Below are 17,726 nucleotides of genomic sequence, written 5' to 3'. Positions count from 1 at the left end.
AGAGCAGCCGAAGCTTTCTCGCTCGTCGTAACGTCCAGCGCGTACTCGACGTTTTTGTTGTCGGAACCGCTATTGACGTTGGAAACAGCCGTGTACGAAGCAACGGAGCCGTTGTTCGCCTTAACCGTACCGACCGAACCGTCGCCGCTGATGCCCAGAGCTTCGGAACGCATGTCGCCTACAGTGATCGTCATGCTTTGACCGCTGTTTGCACCGATTTGGAACGTTGCCGTGAAGTCGCCTTCGGACGAGTTTTTGGTGGATACTTCTGGAGCTTTCTCGGATGTAGCGAATTGCGTTTGAGTCAGCACCAATTTGCCATCATCGCCGACGGAAGCTGTGTATTTGCCTTTCAAATCAGCATTGGTGTTAATTGCATCAGCCAATGCTTTTGATTGGTCTGCGAGCGTTTCTGCTACTTTAATCGCTGTCCCATTGTCATAACCGACATGTTCGTTCTTATTGCTGATCAAGATCTCTACATCGTCAACGATGAATTTCGAGCCACTCTCCAGCAATTTATCTTGATCCACTACAAATTGTCCTTGAGTTCCGCTTGCACGAACAGCCGTTGATTCAGCCTTCAAATCTTTACCCGAAGCTGTCTTTTCCTTGAGTTTGATCGACAAACTTTCGATAGAAATTTCAAATTTGCCTGCCAAGTCTTTATTCAACCCGATTGCATCTGCTAGACCTGCCACTTGAGAGGTCAAGCTTCCGCCCTCAATATTAAATTGCCCTTTATACGGGTCGGCTTCCCCATCTACTGCAGTGAAGTAGTGTCCGTTGATTTCAACAATGTCTCCCGCTGCAAACGCCCGAGTGACCTCAAATTCGTACTGGCCCTTCTTCTCTGCGGTACCGCCTGCCAACGTACCTGTTGCTGATTTAATGCTGAGTCCGGTTGTGTTTTTATCCCAATTCCCTTCAGCTTTGAATTCCAGTTTACTGAAATCGACGCCGCCGGTGTACTGCTTCCCTGCAAGTTTAGCAACCTCTTTTTGGATTTCCGCAGCCGTATTTTTGCTAGCTGTTTCGTTAGCCAGATAGATCTTCAAATTGCCGTTATTTTGCTCGACAACCAGCTTATCTCCACCGGCTGGAATATCAGTGATACCACCACCAAAAGTAAGCGTGGCTTGAAGATCAGTGAAAGCAGCGCCAGCATCAACAGTAAGAGTGTTCTGGAAACCAGCTTTTGACAAAGCTCCATTAATGGCAGCTGTAGCTGCTGCTACATTCGCAAACCCGCCTGTTACATTAACAGTAAAGGTTTTTGCGTCAAACTCGGCCTTACCACCGGTACCTGCCGCTACAGTAGTGTCACCTTTAATTTTCAATCCATTTAATTCTGTTCCAGCTACATCTGAAGTAAAAATAGGCGTACCGCCACCAGTAGTAGCAGTTGCTCCCGTCTGAGCACCATTAGGTGCGCTGACTATTTCGATGTTTTTCAAGTTTTGACCGCCGTAATTGGTCACAACCAATTTATCATCGGCACCATAGCCTTTTACTGAAGGATTAGTCAAATTAACCCCGGTGGCTTTTCCAGCTTTCTCAGTAAGTATAAGATTGGAAGTACCACCACCACCATCTGTCACAGCAAAACGAGCACCTAAGACGCTATCGTTCTCAATAGCAGCTTTCAAACTATCTCTTTGTTGTTCTGCGGTTAACGTTACACCCGAACCATTGGTAATATCAAACTGACGCAATGTAGGGTCCGCATTTTCAGTAACTGCAGTAAATGTTCTACCACCGATTGTGATCGTATCCCCTGCTTCTGTAAATGCTCTCTCCACCGAGAACTCATAAACGCCTGCGACTTCATTAACACCACCGGTAAATTTGTTTGTAGAGTTAACATTTGATACCGTAGCATCCGTACCAGACGGCTCTGCAACAGTGAACTCCATTCCCGCGGATCCACCTGTAAAGGTAAATCCGTCAATTTCTCCTTTTATCGCATTGTATAGATCTGCACGTGTCTTGACTAGAGAAGTACCATTATCGTCTGTTCCAATAGTAATAGTGAACTTACCATTACCGCTTGCTACAAACTGCATATCATTGGTTGCATTTACGCCGGTTGCCTGCACGATTTCAATTTCAACGTCATTTAGTGCATTGGCTGCCCCTGGTGCTACTACATCCATATTAGCTTTAAACGTGATGCCATTAGAAAGTGTTACCGAAGACCCCTTTGCTGCCGTGCTACCTGTAAATGTAAATGTAGATTCACCTGTTGTTTGATCATTAATCGATCCTGTTGCCTCTGATCTACCTGCTTGTACCGAGGCTGTGGATTGAATAGCTACCACACTTTTTTGAGTGGTTACCATGGAGGAAACTTCTCCTACAGCTACACCAGTAGTACCGGCAGTGACTGTATTCAAGTTCGCAGCCGACTCCACTACAGGAACATTCTTACCTTTCAACAGCGACTGCGTATTGAACTCGGTCGTGTTGCCGATCCGGTTGATCTCGGAAGTCAGCTGGTTGATTTCTTTTTGGATTTCTTCGCGGTCGACGGATACGTTCGTGTCGTTCGCCGCTTGAGCAGCCAGCTCGCGCATACGCTGCAGGATGGAGTGCGATTCGTTAAGAGCACCCTCCGTCGTTTGGATCATCGAGATGCCGTCTTGCGAGTTGCGTTGCGCTTGATCCAAGCCGCGGATTTGCGCGCGCATTTTCTCGGAGATGGCAAGACCCGCTGCGTCGTCGCCTGCACGGTTGATGCGGAGACCCGAAGACAATTTCTCGATCGATTTACCGCTTGCCGTCGAGTTCGTGCTCATTTGACGATACGTGTTCAATGCCGCGATATTGTGATTAATTCTCATGCCTTTTCTTCCTCCCTGAAGTAACTAATTCCCACATCCTTGTGGGTCAGGCATTTCTATCAGGCCGGCCGGTCCCGATAGAAAAGTCCTACTACATATATCGAAATTTCGCGAGAAAAATATAAGAGCAAATTTTGAGCGCTGCAGATAGCTTAAGGCGGTTTTCGGCCATTTCCCGACCAAAAACCGCCTATATCTCTACATTACGGCTATTTACTTTTCTTTTCTAAAGAATGCGGATAAATCCTGTGCCAAAACGGTGCGCTCCGTCGCTTCTTTATTGGACGATTGGATCGAATCGTATAATTCTTTCCGGTACACTTCGACAGATTTCGGCGCGCGAATGCCCAGCTTCACCAAATCTCCTTCTACTCCGATCACTACCAGCTCTATGGAATCGCCGATCATGATCGATTCGCCCTTTTTTCTCGTCAATACAAGCATAAGCTCACCCCTCCTCGCTCAAGGCTGCAGCGGTGGAACCGGCGGCCTCCGTCTCCGGCATTAGCCGATGCTTTGTACTGTATTTAGAGCCTGCCAGAATGATCTGCTTGCCGCTCCGCTTGCTTTTGTTGAACACTACGGGAGCGAGCAAATTCACCGTCGCGTCCGCGATACGCTCGCGCACGGAAACGACGGCGAGCACGACTACTTCGGCGCGATCCCCGATTTCCAGTTCTTCCTTGACCGAATCCGATAGCTCCACTTCATAGTCAGGAAAGAAAAAGAACGGGTCGGTCAAAACGAACGACAGCGCCTCCTCTTCTACGGATTGCAAGTAGTAAAACGAGCTGCCCTCCCCGGCCTGCAGCATAATAAACGCCGTTCGATCCTCGAATCCGGGAATGCCTCCGGCGAACCGGTAAATGTCCTGCTCCTGCGCCTCGATCTCGCCGAAGTCTCTTGTCCTCAATATCATGTCGAAACCACTCCGTTTCCATAAAATCTTCTTGACTCGAACAATACCGAAAAAGCGTCCGAAATACAAATAGCTATAGACGCTTGGGCTTCCTGCGACATCCTAGCGCAATGGCCCGACGACTATAGCTACTATACTTTCATATCGATCTGGGGCGGAATCATCTCGACGTTCGGATACTGCTTCATATAAATTTCCATCTTGCCCCTACGGTATTCCACGATCGGATTGTTCACCTTCGTATTGAATTCGATTCGTCCCGGCGTAACCTCGATCTGAGCTTTACGCGCCGTGTACGTAATATCTACATTATCGAACGAAGTGGGTCCCGCATAATCCATCTCCGGAAAGCCGGTAAGGTTAGCCTGCGCATTGTCCGCGATCGGGTTGCCGCCCAAGTGGATCGCCGCCAGCCTATTGCCGTTCTCCACGATACGGGCGATCCCGTCCATGGCGACGTTACGGGCGGACGAATAAATCCGATGCATCATTTCCAGATTGCCGCCTTGTCCGAGGGCATCCCGTGCCTTGCTGGAATCGATCTGCAAATCTCCGCGCGGCTGCTGAATGTCCAGCTTCGGGTCGATCCGCTTCATTTCGAAAGTCGGCCTCGGCTGCTGAATGTCGTATTTCCCCAAATCGGCGTCGATATGCAGCTTGGCGTGCTGAAGCCTATAATGAATTCTGGGCAAATCCATCGAGCCTGCTCCTTCCTACTTCAGGAAGTCTACGAGGCTCGGTCGAATCAACTTCGATCCGGCCGCAAGCGATGCCTGGTAAACGTTCTCGTCCGTCTTCAGGTTCGTGATCACTTCCGCGATATCGGCATCTTCCGTCTTGGACTGCAGCGTCTGCAAGTTGATGCTCATATCGTCCAAACGTCCCTTAGCCAATTCGATACGGTTCGTCTTCGCGCCGATGTCCGAACGGATTTGCAGCACTTTGTCCAGCCGGGTCTCCAGCTTTCCGATCATTGTGGAGATGTCGGTATATTTGCTCTCGGACAAGTAGCCGGCGAATTCGTCGAACAGCTTGAACAAGTTATCCTCGGAATCCGGTTCGCCGAATACTTGCGTTCCGGTTACGTTTATGCCCAGCTTGACTCCGGCCCCGATCTCGTAATGGATAACCCCTTGGTCCGTATCGACCAGCAAATTTTGCGCGTCCGGATAAGGCGTCTGATCGGTCTTTTGCCCGTTGAACACAAACTTCCCGTTAAACTCGCTGTTCGCGATATCCAATACCTGATTTTTCAACTGGCTCACTTCTTGGCTCAGCGCCGTCATCGCGTTGTCGTCATTGGTGCCGTTGGCCCCTTGAACGGCAAGCTCGCGGACGCGCTGCATGACGTTGCCCAGTTGATTCATCATCGTATCTGTAAAATCGAGCCAGGATAATCCCGCATCAACGTTGCTTTGGAATTGGTCGGTCGCTCCGAGCTCGCTTCGATATCGCATAGCGAAGCTGATGCCGACGGGATCGTCGGAAGGCTTGTTGATCCTTTTTCCCGTGGCCAGCTGGTTTTGCAAATTGTTCATCCGATTCAAATTGTTGTTCAGGTTGAGCAGCAGCTGCGAATTCATCATGCCTTGCGTCACTCGGTTCAAAACGTTTCACCCTCCGCGGATCGGCTTGTCGGATTACCTGCCGACGACGCCCATTCCATTAATGACTTTATCGAGCATCTCATCATAGGTGGTCATAGCGCGAGCAGCCGCATTGTATGCGTGCTGGTACTTGATCATATTGGCCATTTCCTCGTCCAACGACACGCCGCTGACCGATTGTCTTCTGGATTGCACATGCTCGACCAAAACTTGCTGATTGGCCATCTGACGATGCGCTTCCTGTCCCTCGATCCCGAGCTTCGTAATGATGGATCGGAAGAAATCGTCAACCGTCCCGGTCTGTCCGGACGTATATTCGAGTTTTTTGTTTCTTAATCCCGCGACCAGCAATGCCAGCTCGTTGCTCCCTTGAACGACCTTCGTATTTCCTTCTTCGTCCACATACGTACGGTTGGCTGCGGCAATCGTAAATACGTCATCCAGTATGCTCTGGTTTAGCTTGAGCGTAGCCGCCTCACTGCCAGTCGTCATCTGGAAAAACGGAGCGCCCGGATTGCCATTCATATCGTATCCGAGCTGATGCAAACCGTTCAAACCGTTTACCCGCACCGTCTTCTCCGCCGTCAAAGTTCCAGTGACCGTAGTGCCGTCGGTTGCGGTAAGCGTAACTCCTGTCGGCAGCATCGTATTGGCCGGCAACGTAATCTCGACCTGACCGTTGACCATCGATTTGACCATCGTGTTCAACTCATCCACATAGGACTTCACGATGGAATCCCTCGACAGGATCATGCCGTATACTTCGCCTGTCTGCATATTTCCGTTAAAAGCCGCTTCCAAATAGGCCGGGGTCACTTCCACCTGCTTCGTATTTCCCTCTACAAGCGAAGCATTTCCCATCGTAATGTTATAGCCCGACGTCTGTTCAGTTACGGATATATTAATCATTTTGGAGAGGTCGTCCACGAGCAAGTCGCGTTGGTCCCTCAGATCGTTCGCATCGTTTCCGAGACCCTCCACCCGGAAAATCTCGTTATTCAGCCGGGCGACCTGGCCGAGAATCGTGTCGATTTGCTGAGCTTTGACTCCGACGTTCTCCGTCAAATCCTTCGACAAATCGTTCAGCTTCGTAGCCGTATCGTTGAGCGCATCCGTCATCGCGATCGTGCGTTCCTTCACGAGCACGCGGTTCGTCATGCTGTCGGGATTTTTGGTCAGCTCCTGCCAGGCGTTCCAGAACCCCTCTATCGTCTGACGGATCCCCGTGTCGGAAGGCTCGTTGATCACCTTCTCCAGCTTCTCAAGCGTATCGCTGCGAATCGTCCACTCGCCCAGCGACTTTTGCTCGTTAATGAATTGATCGTCCAGAAACTGCTCGCGAATCCGTTCGATTCCCGAAAACTCGACGCCTTGCCCGGATTGTCCCGGGAGGTTGGACCGCTGCATGCCGACGGCTTCCATCGGCCGCGCGGCTACGAACTTTACCGTCTGTCTCGTGTATCCCGCCGTATTCGTGTTGGATATGTTATGGCCCGTAGTCGTTAGCGCAGCTTGGTGGGTGAACAAACTCCGCTTCGCTATTTCGAGGCCGCCGAATGTCGATCTCATGGTCGTATCCTTCTTTCCGAATTCGTTCCTTGTGAGCGTCTTTTACCATCAAGCTTTCCGGTCAAAATAACTGCGCTGGTACGTCTGCTGATCGTGCTGCGGATGATGGTACACCGCGTCTTGTTCCGGCGGCCCCGCAATCACGTCGATCGAAAAATCGATGAAGGCCAGAGACTGCTGGATCAACTGACGGTTCAACTCGTTCGCTTGCTTCAGCTCCTCGATCAGGCGCAGCAGCTCGCTCCGCCGTTCCGACAGCGCTTGCTTCTCTTCCAATTTGACCGCGATTTTGCTCAGCGTGTTAATCGTAATGGCGCCCGTCACATACATATTTCTGGAACGCATATACGCTTGCACCGTTTCCGCGCGCTCCGATTCGAATTGGTCCACCAGCCGGATCAGCTTCACTTCTTTTTGCGTCAATTGCATCAGCCGTTCCACTTCATTGCCGACGATCGCTTTCCGTTTATGTTCGCTTAACTCGAGCAGGATACGGTGAACTTCAATCTGTTGATCCAGCGTACGCACTATCGCTTCCATCGCTTCCGTTCACCCGCTCCCCCGATTATTTGATATACGGAAACAGCTTCTCCGCGATTTGCCCCGACTCCACGTGGTAAGTGCCCGTAGAGACCGAATGCTTCAGCTCCTGCACCTTTTGGCTGCGCAGCTCGGAGGTTCCTTGAGCGCCGTGCAGCTCTTGCGCTTGCGCGGAAATTTGCACTTCGTCCTTCTGCTTCTCCCGTTTGCCTTTCAGCTCGGCCTGCTTCGCTTCTTGCCTTGCATAAGGATTCATTCCGCCGACGCGGTTTATGCCGTTGATTTTCATAGAGATCACCTGCTCTTTCGCTTGCTTTACGTTCCGACAGCCTGTTATAGCATATATCGGACGGCTCCGTCCGTTTGTTTAGTCCAATTTACCGTTTATCGAACTTGTCGCGGTCTTTCATGTACGTGTTGCCGAAATCCAAGGCGTTCTGCCTCTCCGCTTTCCGCTTCTCGTCTTCCTGCATATGGCTAAAGTCCTTCGCCAATTGGCTCTTGCAGTTCGCGCACAGCGTTCCTTCCTTAATCAGCTCACCACAAGATTCGCAGGGCGTCAACACATTGGGGGCGTCCTTTGTCGCGATACGGCCTTCACGGATAAACCGGGTTATCATCCTTATCGGAACTCCCGTGCCGTCGCTTAACTCATGAAGGTTGCAGCTGCGGTTTTTACGCAAATAGTCGACGCATTTCCGGTATTGGTCCTCGATCTCCCGCAAGCAGTTCGGGCACAAGTTGTAGCTGTTCTTCACGTATACTTTCCCGCACTGCGGACAATTCGACAAATTCATAGCTCAGCACCCCTTACCCATATTCGAAACCGGGTCCGCGCCGCTTACCCGTTGCGGCTCCAAATCATCTTGCCCATGTCAACCCGTACACGTTCGCATCCGCATGCTCGGCTATCGTCTTGGCGCAATGATGCAAGGTGCTCCCGGTTGTATACACATCATCGATAATTACTATGTTTATCGGCCGCAGCACCGTTTTTTTTAATATCATCTTTATTCCATCTTCATCAATGGCAAAAGCGTCCTTCAAATCGTCCAATCGTTCCGATCGCGACTTGTAGCTCTGCTTCGCCGTATCCCGGCGGCGTCCGAGCAGCGGGACGACGGGAATGCTCGCCCGGGCCCCGAAGCCTGCGGCAAGCTGCCCCGCTTGGTTGAATCCGCGTTCCTCCATCCGTTGGCGGCTCACCGGGACGGGAGTGATCCAATGAATGGCGCCAGATCGGGCATACTCGTTTTCGTACCGCTTGTAGGTCTGGAACAGCATCGAGGAAAGCAGTGCTTGCAGCCGCTCGTTTCTCCCGTATTTATAAGCCGCCAGCCATTCTTTCATCCGCTCGTCATACTTTACGGCGCTCCGGTTGAAGCTTAAGCTGGATCTCCCTCTTCTGGTGCAGTCCATGCATCGCTCCATCCTGCCGCAATGCGGGCATTGGATCGACTCGATCCATGGAATTTGATTCGTACAGCGTGAGCATAGAGCCAGTGACGGGAGCGCATATCGTTTGACGGAAGCCCGGCAGTACGCACAAAGATCCGTCGGCGCTCCCAGTAACGATTCGCCGGTCCTGACCAGCCGCTCCCACAATCGATTGATCATCATAACCCTCCTTTTGTTCTGTTGTCGCGATCGGCTGCTGCCTTTTCTCCCTCCACCTTCTTCCCGTCAATTAAGTATCCTTTTCGTTTGGCGACCCGATTCATCTGGCGAATTTGTCGAATGGCGCGCGATTGAGAGTTTGTAAGGGCGGCAGCGGCAAAAAACACTCGACCCGCGGGATCGTCCTTGGATCGGCCGGAGCGTCCGGCCATCTGGATCAAAGCTGCGGAATCGAACGTCGCCGAATCGGCTTGCAAAATAAAGACATCGGTTTTGGGAACCGTGACGCCCCGCTCCAGAATGGTCGTGGTCACCAGAACCCGTATGTCGCCTTGCCGAAACCGAACCACCTTGTCGGCTCTCTCGGGATCTTGGGAGGAGGTTCCTTCAACGGCATATCCGGACAAATGAGCTCGTATGGTTTTTACCATCGGTTCGACATCGCGAATTCTCGGCACGAAAACGAACAACTGAGCCCCTCTGTCGATAGACTGCTTCAGCGCAGACCTTACATTCCCCGGCAAGCTGTCTTTCCATTTCGACAATTCCTTGATTCGCAGCGCACGCGGAACCGGAAGCGGGTGCCGGTGAAAACGAACCGGAACCTTGACGTGGGCAAGTCGACCCCGATTAGCTAATCGTATGAGATTCGCCGGCGGGGTGGCCGACAGCAAAACGTATGCTCCGGACCGTCTACACACGCGTTCCGCCGCAAACTGCAACATAGGATTGTTATGATAAGGGAATGCATCGATTTCATCGATGATGACCAAATCGAAGCTTCTATGATACCGGAGCAATTGATGCGTAGTGGCCAATGTCAGCTCGCCTTGCTCCCAACGTTCCTCGCTGCCCCCATAGAGCGTGACGATCTTTCGATCGGGAAAAGCGCGTTTCAGACGCGGTTGAAGCTCAAGAACGACGTCCCTGCGGGGAGTCGCTATCAGCACCTTTCGTCCGAGCCGCAGCTCGCGGTCGATGAACGGGAAGATCATCTCCGTTTTCCCGGCGCCGGTAACCGCCCAGATCAGAAATCGTCCGGGCTTACCCGTACCGTTTTCTCTTGTTAAATAGGCAAATCCGGTTTTCACCGCCTCCGTTTGGGCCGGACTTAGACTCCACTGCCATGGACTCTATCGGAGTTACATCGGGTCTCGAGACCGAGACCCGTTCGTTTTCGGCTTCCGATGAACCGTAAATAAGCAACGTACACGTTTGGAGCCGGCCCATTGTCAAGCATTCCTCGCAGTACACGCATTCTCCCGAGCAATATAGACAATCTGCCGGATACATCCGGTCGCCCCCCGTACCGCAGCGATTGCAGCTATAATGGCGCTCGGGCTTCGACCACATATAACGGCGCTTGCGTGAGCTCTCGATCCCGTTGCCGAGTTCTACCCGTCCTCTTAAAAAGGCCGCCTGCAAATAGCTTGTCCACGCTTGGCTCGCCGCTTCGAGTCCGTGATGCTCCAGAAAACGAAGCAGCTCTTCTTTGGAGAAGCAGCGCCCGACGAGCAGCCGTTCCATCTTCAACAACTCCTGCGCATCAATCGATTCGGTTTTTCTCTCCTTCACATATTCTGTATATGTGACCGTCCGGACTTCCACCGTTCCTATTCGGAGACCGGCTTCCGCGCTTATCGAAGCCCACTTCCGCAAGACATGGTTCACATTGTCTGCCGACTCCCGGTTTAAATCCGCCATCAGCGCACAAGCCTCCGATAAAGACAAAACTGGTTCCAACAGATGCAGGGATGCTTTCCCGCCGGTCTGTTCGAACCAGTATGCGTAATCTATATCGATATCTAGACTAAATCGCCACTCTACCCGTCCCGGGACGGCAGCGGCGTATAAACGGACTTTCACCCGAGTCCCCCCAACACCGTTTTTGTAAGCGGTTAATTATTGGAATAGCGGAATGTTCTGCATTTCCTTTTCGTTGCTCAGCCGAACGAGGACAACCTCCTCATTCTCGTAACGCGTAATCAATTGATCCAGCTGCGCGGATTCGTTCCATTCGCTTATTTCGATATGATCCGGCCGTGTCGCTGCCAGACGTCCCGCTATGGCCATCGTATCGTCTTCGGAGCGTTCGTCCATGACGACGATATGAATCGTCCTTGCTTTCAGCCGCGAAACGAACAGCAGCGTGCGCAAATACCATTCGATCTGCATTGCATTGTTTCTTGTAATGAGGACGTAATGGATCGGTTTCCGCCGGTTCCACCGGAACCGGGAACGGCCCAAGTGGACCAAGGCTATCGCGAGTCCGTACGCTCCGAATATCGACAGCAACCCGACTATCATAGCGGCTCCCTCCCTTACCGCTATTATATGCCGCCATGATGTCCAAGGTTCCTGCGCTCGTGCTTGGATTATAACGTTACCCAGCCGTTTTTGATCGCGATAATGACCGCTTGGGTCCGATCTTCCACTTCCATTTTCTGAAGAATGCTGCTGACGTGGTTTTTCACCGTTTTCTCGCTGATAAACAGCATTTCGCCGATCGACTTGTTGCTTTTGCCTTCCGCCAAAAGACGCAGTACTTCCGCCTCCCTGCGCGTAAGCGGACTGTTGGGCTGGTGTATGTACTTGACTCCGGCTTCTTTCGGGCTCTCATTGCCCCCGGCGATGCCGTTCGGATCGAGATAGGTCATTCTCCGCAGCTGGTTGATCAGCTTGCCAGTTACTTTCGGATGAATATAGGCATGTCCCGCGACGACAGAGCGAATAGCGTTTATTAGCGACTCCGCTTCCATATCCTTCAACAAATAGCCCGACGCGCCTTTGCGCAGCGTCTCGAATACGTAGGTCTCGTCGTCATGGATAGACAAAATAATGACTTTGATTTCCGGGAAAAAATCTTTCAGTCTTTCCGTCGCGACTACCCCGTTCTCGATCGGCATGTTGATATCCATCAAGACTACGTCGGGGCGGAGCGAATTGCACAGCTCGACCACTTGGATGCCGTCGCCGCACTCGCCTACCACTTCAAAATCTTTTTCCATATTCAATATGCGCTTGACGCCTTCCCGCAGCAATTGGTGGTCGTCAGCGATAACGATTTTTACATTGCGTTTTGGTTCCATTAGATTACTCCTCTCTTTGTTCCAGACTGATCGGGATGATCATCGTGAGCTTCGCGCCTGCATTAGGCTCGGACTCGATATCCATTCGCCCCCCCAACAGCTCCACCCGCTCGCGCATCCCCATGATGCCGAAATGCGAGTTGCCTCTGGCAATCATGGCTTCCAGCTTATCGACGGAGAAGCCGACGCCGTTATCTTTTACGACAACTTTCACCATTTGTCTCTGGTACGTGATTTCAATGCCCGCATGGCTGGCCTTCGAATGCTTTAATACATTGGCAAGACCTTCCTGAACCAACCGGAATACAGCCACTTCCATTGCGGAAGGCAACCGCGTCTCCACGCCGATAACTTCAAAACGAATATGGATTCTCGTACGGTCCTCGAAATCCTGCACATATTTGCGCAGCGTCGGCATGAGCCCGAGATCGTCAAGGGCCATAGGACGCAGGTTAAAAATAATTTTCCGGACTTCCTCCAGGCCGAAACGGACGGCTCCCTTCAGATCGGAGAGCTCTTCCTTCACGGTAGCATATTCCTGCCTGTCCAGCATGCGTTCGGCAATTTCGGAACGAAGCACCATATTGGCCATAGCTTGAGCGGGACCATCGTGAATTTCCCTAGCGATCCGTTTGCGCTCCTCTTCCTGAGCCAAAATGATTTTCAAACCGATCAACTGGCGATTTTTCGCCGATTCGAGAATACGGGTTACTTGATTCAAATCTCCGGACAAATATTTGAGCACGACGTTCATTTGCCCTACAAGCGCTTCGGCGCGTTCGACCGTCTTGTCGACATTTCGTATGCGCTTCTGCAGTTCGTCGCGCCTTGCTCTCAGGTGGTGCTCCTTCTCGCGGGCCATGATAAGCTGCAGCTGCATTTGGGTGGCTGCTTCGTAGGCGACCCGGATATCTTCTTCCTTGAACCGGTGGAAATCCCGGCTTACTTCCGTCAGCCGGATTCTGGAACGTTTGTATTCGACTTCGAGCTTGTCCACTTGGTCGATCGTCCGGGAGACTTCATCCATCACCTGGTGAAGTTCCTTATTCAGCGCCTCCCATTCGCTACGGGCGCTTTCGCATATTTCGAACATTTGATATTTGCTGGATTCCATGACTCCAATCGCATTTTTGATAACTTTGTCGATCGCGTCGAATTGCAAGCTATCCCGTACCCCTTTGCCTGGTTTTGGACCTAGTACGCAATGGCCATAACGATAGCTCAGCCACTGCGTACTAAATCTTATACTATCATATTTCGACAGGTTTGGAGCGGGATATTTGGCCCTAATTTATTCCAACGTAACCGAACGGGTTTTCTCGTCCCATGTTACTTTCCAGCCCATGTTCTCGGAAATGACACGCAGCGGCACCATTGTCCGTTCCGTCATGAGCAGCGGCGGCACTTCCGCCGTTATCGCTTCCCCGTCGGCGATGAGCTCGGTTTTGTCCAACCATAGCTCGAGCAGATGGTTGTCTTTCATAATAATTACTTTACGCTCTCCGTCGACCCACGTCAATTGTCCTCCCATCGCCTCCACTACGAAGCGGACTGGGACTAAGGTATTCCCATTGTATATAACCGGAGCCTGATCCAGTACAAGCGGCTTGCCGTTAACGGTCAGCGATTTTTGATCGATCGTCAGCTTAACGGCGTTTTTCGTTTGGGAAGTCGATTTTTTATATTGAAAAGCTATATCGTCGAACATGATCTGGCCTTTCAGCTCGCGCTCGTCATGCCCGTTTTCGGGATTGGCCACATACAGCCTGGTCAACGTAATCGGGTACGCAAAGTTGTATTTTTTCAAATCCGCACTTAACGTTTTCCAATCCGACCAATTCGTTAATTCGGTCAAGCTGATCAATTGCACTTTGCCGGCACTATCTTTGATTTCGGCCCGGACCCAGTTGCGGCTGTTATCGCCCTTCACCTTGACGCTGAACGACTCCGGTTGACCATCGATTTTTAATCCATCGGAGAAGGAGGCGTATGCCGCCGTTGTTCCCGTCCCCTGCGAGAAATCGTATTGCAACCCAAGAGCTTTGCTTCCTGCGGCAAGTCCTTCTACCCCGGATACTTTATACACGTTTCCTGTAACTCCCGGCGTAGAAGTAAACGTCGGCTGCATTAAGGTTTCGAACGCTTCGACAATTCGGCTATCGACCACGGGCAATGTAACCATTGTCGAGAATCCGTCATAGCGGGCAATAATTCGGCCTTCAGTCGCATCCTTGTCGATGCTGTCGATCGTCAGCCGGCTGCCTTCCATTCGTCCTTTGAAGCCGATAAATTCAAATTGCATCGCTTCGGCCGGTATGGTTCCCTTCGCTCCGGACTTGGAGGTTACGTTAGCGGTAAGCGTGTAAACCGAGTTGGCCAGCAAAGAGGTTGACGAAGCATTCAGCTTCAGACTCGCCACATCTTTGCCTCCGATGACTTCCACGTCTATGCTTTTCGTGGCTTTGTCGGATACGACGGTCAGCTGTGTTTTGCCCGGTGCGGACGCCGTGAACGTATTGCCCGCGAACGAACCGAGAGGCTGGGTGGTTGACCAACTGGCCGGGATTTGATCAGCCGCTACCGGGTTGAAATAGTCGTCGTATGCTTTCAAGCTGTAAGTGGCCTTCTGGCCGACGAATAACGCGGTTGCACCTTGAATTTGAATATCCCTGACCTGTCCTTTGGGTGATAACGAATAGACGCCAACGCCGTTCACGACCGGACGCTCGTACCCGATATCCGCGCTGACCAGCGCTGTCTGAAACTCGCCAAGCGGTCTTGTCGCCATTTGGGTAGAGCCGCCGCCGTCCAGATTGATTCCTTTCCATACTCCGGCCTTTAGCATGAACTGCTGCAATTCCGCGAGCGTCATACCTGAATCTACCGTTATTAAATAAGCATACTGCTCGTCCTTGGAGAAGCCGATTGCCGAACGGGCGACAGGCGAATAGCCGCTTACTCCATTCACTTCATGTGAAAAGGCTGCCGGTTGGCCCTCGTCCACCAGTATCGTATGCCCGCCGATCATCGTCTTGAAATTGGCCGTATCATATTGCATGGCAGGATTTTGGGCCGATACTTTATAGTCTGCGGTGATCTTGTCGCCTACTTTCAAATGCTGGGCCACAAACTCGTCCGCCTTGCCGGAAGCTCTCAATATATAACCGTCGGCAGGCGCCACCATCTCGAGAACGCCTGGACGCAAAATTTGCTGCACTATCCCGTTTTTGACCAATATTTCCGTTGGCACCGTGACCCCGTCATTGGAGCGATTGACTTGCCCCCAAGTATTCGTATACATATATAGACCGTCGATCATACTATGGGCGCCTTCTTCATGAATGCCGTCATTCTCGTACCAATAGTACGTTTTATTAATGCCTCCCAGCGGATACGAGGTTCCATCCTTGGCTACTATTTTCCCCTGGAACGTAAACATATCGATTACCGGCTTATTCTCCTTAGTCAAAGCGAATGAATACCAGCCAACCAAATACGGAGGGGTAGCCAGCAGCTTGCCACCGGAAATTTGCGGCCCCATCGGCACTCCTTCCGCCTGGGTGTTGAAAAAATCTCCGTTAATCGCAGCGACGGCTCCCGTCTCGTTCGCCATCTTTCGTACGTTTTGCTTCTTCGTATACTGTCCGCCCGTACCTGCGATTGTGTCGAGTTTGACATAAGGATTTTTCAAATCTACTTCTACCACGTTTGCTTTTACGGTAACCGGTTTTTTGTTTCTTTCAAAATTCCATTCATATTTTTTGAGAATCGCTCCATACGTTAGCGGCTCTTGCGCAGTCATCGTTACCGGCGATTCCGCAGCCGAGGCAGCATGAACGGGCACAGGCGCAATCCATGGTTGTACCGCGATCGAAGCGGCCAATAGGACCGCAGCTAATCCTTTTCTTCTTTTCTTTTTGTTGCTCTTGAGCTGTAACAAAGGTGAATCTCCTCTCCGAATCTCTCTATCTCTCTCCATGATTTTTGTACATCATTATAGACTCCAATTTCCCCGAAAAAGTTACGTTTTCCAGCCGGATTCCGTTTCGTTTGTCGCTTTGGAACTAGATATTGTCGATTTTTGGCGTTATCCTATAGCTTTCGTAAGCATTGCTCGGCTTCTGGGTATCGGACACAGAATATTCCAAAGCTTTACAAAGACCCGATAACTCTACTTTTATCAATAAAAATACCACCCCTTTCGGAGTGGCGTTTTTTTAAGATATATAAAGTCCGCTGGTCTAGTTATTAGCTCAGCGCTTCTTTTTTAAGCTGCTCGGCTTTGTCGGTACGTTCCCAAGGCAGGTCCACGTCCGTACGTCCGAAGTGACCATAAGCCGCCGTTTGACGGTAGATCGGACGACGAAGATCAAGCTCTTTAATGATACCCGCCGGACGAAGGTCAAAATTGTTGCGAATTACTTCTTCCAGCTTATCTTCGCTGACTTTGCCCGTTCCGAACGTATCCACGTTGACGGAAACCGGACGAGCTACGCCGATTGCGTAAGCAAGTTGAATTTCAACCTTTTCGGCCAAACCGGCTGCTACGATATTTTTGGCGACATAGCGTGCTGCATAGGCAGCCGAACGGTCGACTTTCGTCGGATCTTTGCCGGAGAAAGCACCGCCGCCGTGACGGGCATAGCCGCCGTAAGAATCGACGATGATTTTGCGTCCGGTAAGACCGGCATCCCCTTGAGGACCGCCGATAACAAAGCGTCCAGTCGGATTGATGAAATATTTCGTTTCATCGTCCAGCCATTCCGCCGGCACAACCGGCTTAATGACATGCTCCCGGATGTCTTGCTGGATTTGCTCCAAAGTAATTTCTTCCGCATGCTGGGTCGATACGACGATCGTGTCTACACGAACAGGTTTGTCCCCTTCGTACTCGACCGTTACTTGCGTTTTACCGTCCGGACGCAAGTAGCCCAGCGTACCGTTCTTACGCACTTCCGACAACTGGCGGGCCAGACGGTGTGACAAGGCGATCGGAAGCGGCATCAGTTCAGGCGTTTCGTTTACGGCGAAGCCGAACATGAGGCCCTGGTCCCCTGCGCCAAGCGCTTCGATCTGCTCGTCCGTCATCGTGCCTTCTCTCGCTTCCAGAGCCTTGTCTACGCCAAGGGCAATGTCAGCCGATTGTTCGTTCAAAGAAGTCAGTACGGCGCATGTAGAAGCGTCAAAACCGTATTTGGCGCGCGTGTAGCCGATTTCCTTGATCGTATTCCGTACGATGGAAGGGATATCTACATATTCCGAAGAGCTGCTGATCTCGCCGATTACGAGAACGAGGCCCGTTGCTACCGATACTTCGCACGCTACGCGGGCATTCGGATCATTTTGCATAAACGCGTCCAATACCGCATCGGAAATTTGATCGCAAATCTTGTCCGGATGTCCTTCCGTTACCGATTCCGATGTGAACAGACGGCGACCGTTTTTTAATGCCATAACTCCATTCAACCTCCTGCAACTATTATTTATCATGAGTACGAACTCTACACGGGAGAGGCGATCACGCTTCTTTTTCGACATGCAA

16 protein-coding genes and 1 pseudogene are annotated in these 17,726 nt (G+C 51.4%); all 17 read right to left on the bottom strand.

What is annotated here, in order from left to right; genetic code table 11:
- Positions 1–2,428: 2,428 nt before the first annotated feature.
- A pseudogene (locus FE784_RS42895) lies at positions 2,429–2,843 on the bottom strand (flagellin N-terminal helical domain-containing protein); the annotation flags it as partial.
- Between the two features lie 213 nt (positions 2,844–3,056).
- Positions 3,057–3,287, bottom strand: a complete 231-nt coding sequence (gene csrA, locus FE784_RS19155; protein ID WP_139603829.1) for a carbon storage regulator CsrA — start codon at positions 3,285–3,287, stop codon at positions 3,057–3,059.
- Between the two features lie 4 nt (positions 3,288–3,291).
- Entirely contained in the window at positions 3,292–3,762 is a 471-nt protein-coding gene (gene fliW, locus FE784_RS19150) for a flagellar assembly protein FliW (RefSeq protein ID WP_139603828.1), read from the bottom strand.
- Between the two features lie 131 nt (positions 3,763–3,893).
- Positions 3,894–4,460 carry a DUF6470 family protein gene (locus FE784_RS19145; protein ID WP_139603827.1) on the bottom strand — a complete coding sequence of 189 codons (567 nt, stop codon included), beginning with the start codon at positions 4,458–4,460 and terminating at the stop codon, positions 3,894–3,896.
- A gap of 15 nt (positions 4,461–4,475) precedes the next feature.
- On the bottom strand, positions 4,476–5,360 hold the full coding sequence (gene flgL, locus FE784_RS19140; RefSeq protein WP_342779118.1) for a flagellar hook-associated protein FlgL: 885 nt from the start codon (positions 5,358–5,360) through the stop codon (positions 4,476–4,478).
- Between the two features lie 42 nt (positions 5,361–5,402).
- A complete protein-coding gene (gene flgK / locus FE784_RS19135; protein ID WP_139603826.1) occupies positions 5,403–6,938 on the bottom strand; it encodes a flagellar hook-associated protein FlgK in 1,536 nt (511 codons plus the stop codon).
- 48 nt (positions 6,939–6,986) lie between these two features.
- Entirely contained in the window at positions 6,987–7,478 is a 492-nt protein-coding gene (locus FE784_RS19130) for a flagellar protein FlgN (protein WP_139603825.1), read from the bottom strand.
- Between the two features lie 25 nt (positions 7,479–7,503).
- Positions 7,504–7,767: a flagellar biosynthesis anti-sigma factor FlgM gene (gene flgM / locus FE784_RS19125; RefSeq protein ID WP_139603824.1), complete on the bottom strand. Its 264-nt coding sequence runs from the start codon at positions 7,765–7,767 to the stop codon at positions 7,504–7,506.
- 88 nt (positions 7,768–7,855) lie between these two features.
- Positions 7,856–8,275, bottom strand: a complete 420-nt coding sequence (locus FE784_RS19120; RefSeq protein ID WP_139603823.1) for a TIGR03826 family flagellar region protein — start codon at positions 8,273–8,275, stop codon at positions 7,856–7,858.
- 64 nt (positions 8,276–8,339) lie between these two features.
- Entirely contained in the window at positions 8,340–9,095 is a 756-nt protein-coding gene (locus tag FE784_RS19115) for a ComFC family protein (RefSeq protein ID WP_139603822.1), read from the bottom strand.
- Positions 9,095–10,186, bottom strand: coding sequence for a helicase-related protein (locus tag FE784_RS19110; protein WP_246132092.1), 1,092 nt, complete (start codon positions 10,184–10,186; stop codon positions 9,095–9,097). The genes FE784_RS19115 and FE784_RS19110 overlap by 1 nt, the downstream gene beginning before the upstream one ends.
- Positions 10,140–10,799: a hypothetical protein gene (locus FE784_RS19105; RefSeq protein ID WP_139603821.1), complete on the bottom strand. Its 660-nt coding sequence runs from the start codon at positions 10,797–10,799 to the stop codon at positions 10,140–10,142. The genes FE784_RS19110 and FE784_RS19105 overlap by 47 nt, the downstream gene beginning before the upstream one ends.
- 198 nt (positions 10,800–10,997) lie before the next feature.
- Positions 10,998–11,402: a hypothetical protein gene (locus FE784_RS19100; RefSeq protein WP_139603820.1), complete on the bottom strand. Its 405-nt coding sequence runs from the start codon at positions 11,400–11,402 to the stop codon at positions 10,998–11,000.
- A 68-nt stretch (positions 11,403–11,470) separates the two neighbouring features.
- Complete coding sequence (locus FE784_RS19095) at positions 11,471–12,184, bottom strand: response regulator (protein ID WP_139603819.1); 714 nt, start codon at positions 12,182–12,184, stop codon at positions 11,471–11,473.
- Positions 12,185–12,188: 4 nt separating this feature from the next.
- The gene (locus FE784_RS19090) at positions 12,189–13,346 is read right to left on the bottom strand and encodes a sensor histidine kinase (protein WP_139603818.1); all 1,158 of its coding nucleotides are present in this window, start codon (positions 13,344–13,346) and stop codon (positions 12,189–12,191) included.
- A gap of 129 nt (positions 13,347–13,475) precedes the next feature.
- Complete coding sequence (locus FE784_RS19085; RefSeq protein ID WP_246132091.1) at positions 13,476–16,124, bottom strand: stalk domain-containing protein; 2,649 nt, start codon at positions 16,122–16,124, stop codon at positions 13,476–13,478.
- A 308-nt stretch (positions 16,125–16,432) separates the two neighbouring features.
- Positions 16,433–17,638, bottom strand: a complete 1,206-nt coding sequence (gene metK, locus FE784_RS19080) for a methionine adenosyltransferase (RefSeq protein WP_139603816.1) — start codon at positions 17,636–17,638, stop codon at positions 16,433–16,435.
- Positions 17,639–17,726: the final 88 nt, after the last annotated feature.

This window comes from Paenibacillus hemerocallicola (assembly GCF_006265175.1).
Lineage (GTDB): Bacteria > Bacillota > Bacilli > Paenibacillales > NBRC-103111 > Paenibacillus_AB > Paenibacillus_AB hemerocallicola.
The sequence above is the reverse complement of the archived record's forward strand: the minus strand, read 5'-3'. Positions and strand labels throughout refer to the sequence as shown.

Coding starts and splice junctions, on each gene's coding strand:
- FE784_RS19105 (WP_139603821.1), bottom strand. CDS start 10,799: ATGGCGGATTTAAACCGGGAGTCGGCAGACAATGTGAACCATGTCTTG.
- FE784_RS19100 (WP_139603820.1), bottom strand. CDS start 11,402: ATGATAGTCGGGTTGCTGTCGATATTCGGAGCGTACGGACTCGCGATA.
- csrA (WP_139603829.1), bottom strand. CDS start 3,287: ATGCTTGTATTGACGAGAAAAAAGGGCGAATCGATCATGATCGGCGAT.
- FE784_RS19120 (WP_139603823.1), bottom strand. CDS start 8,275: ATGAATTTGTCGAATTGTCCGCAGTGCGGGAAAGTATACGTGAAGAAC.
- FE784_RS19130 (WP_139603825.1), bottom strand. CDS start 7,478: ATGGAAGCGATAGTGCGTACGCTGGATCAACAGATTGAAGTTCACCGT.
- FE784_RS19145 (WP_139603827.1), bottom strand. CDS start 4,460: ATGGATTTGCCCAGAATTCATTATAGGCTTCAGCACGCCAAGCTGCAT.
- flgM (WP_139603824.1), bottom strand. CDS start 7,767: ATGAAAATCAACGGCATAAACCGCGTCGGCGGAATGAATCCTTATGCA.
- flgK (WP_139603826.1), bottom strand. CDS start 6,938: ATGAGATCGACATTCGGCGGCCTCGAAATAGCGAAGCGGAGTTTGTTC.
- FE784_RS19115 (WP_139603822.1), bottom strand. CDS start 9,095: ATGATCAATCGATTGTGGGAGCGGCTGGTCAGGACCGGCGAATCGTTA.
- FE784_RS19095 (WP_139603819.1), bottom strand. CDS start 12,184: ATGGAACCAAAACGCAATGTAAAAATCGTTATCGCTGACGACCACCAA.
- metK (WP_139603816.1), bottom strand. CDS start 17,638: ATGGCATTAAAAAACGGTCGCCGTCTGTTCACATCGGAATCGGTAACG.
- fliW (WP_139603828.1), bottom strand. CDS start 3,762: ATGATATTGAGGACAAGAGACTTCGGCGAGATCGAGGCGCAGGAGCAG.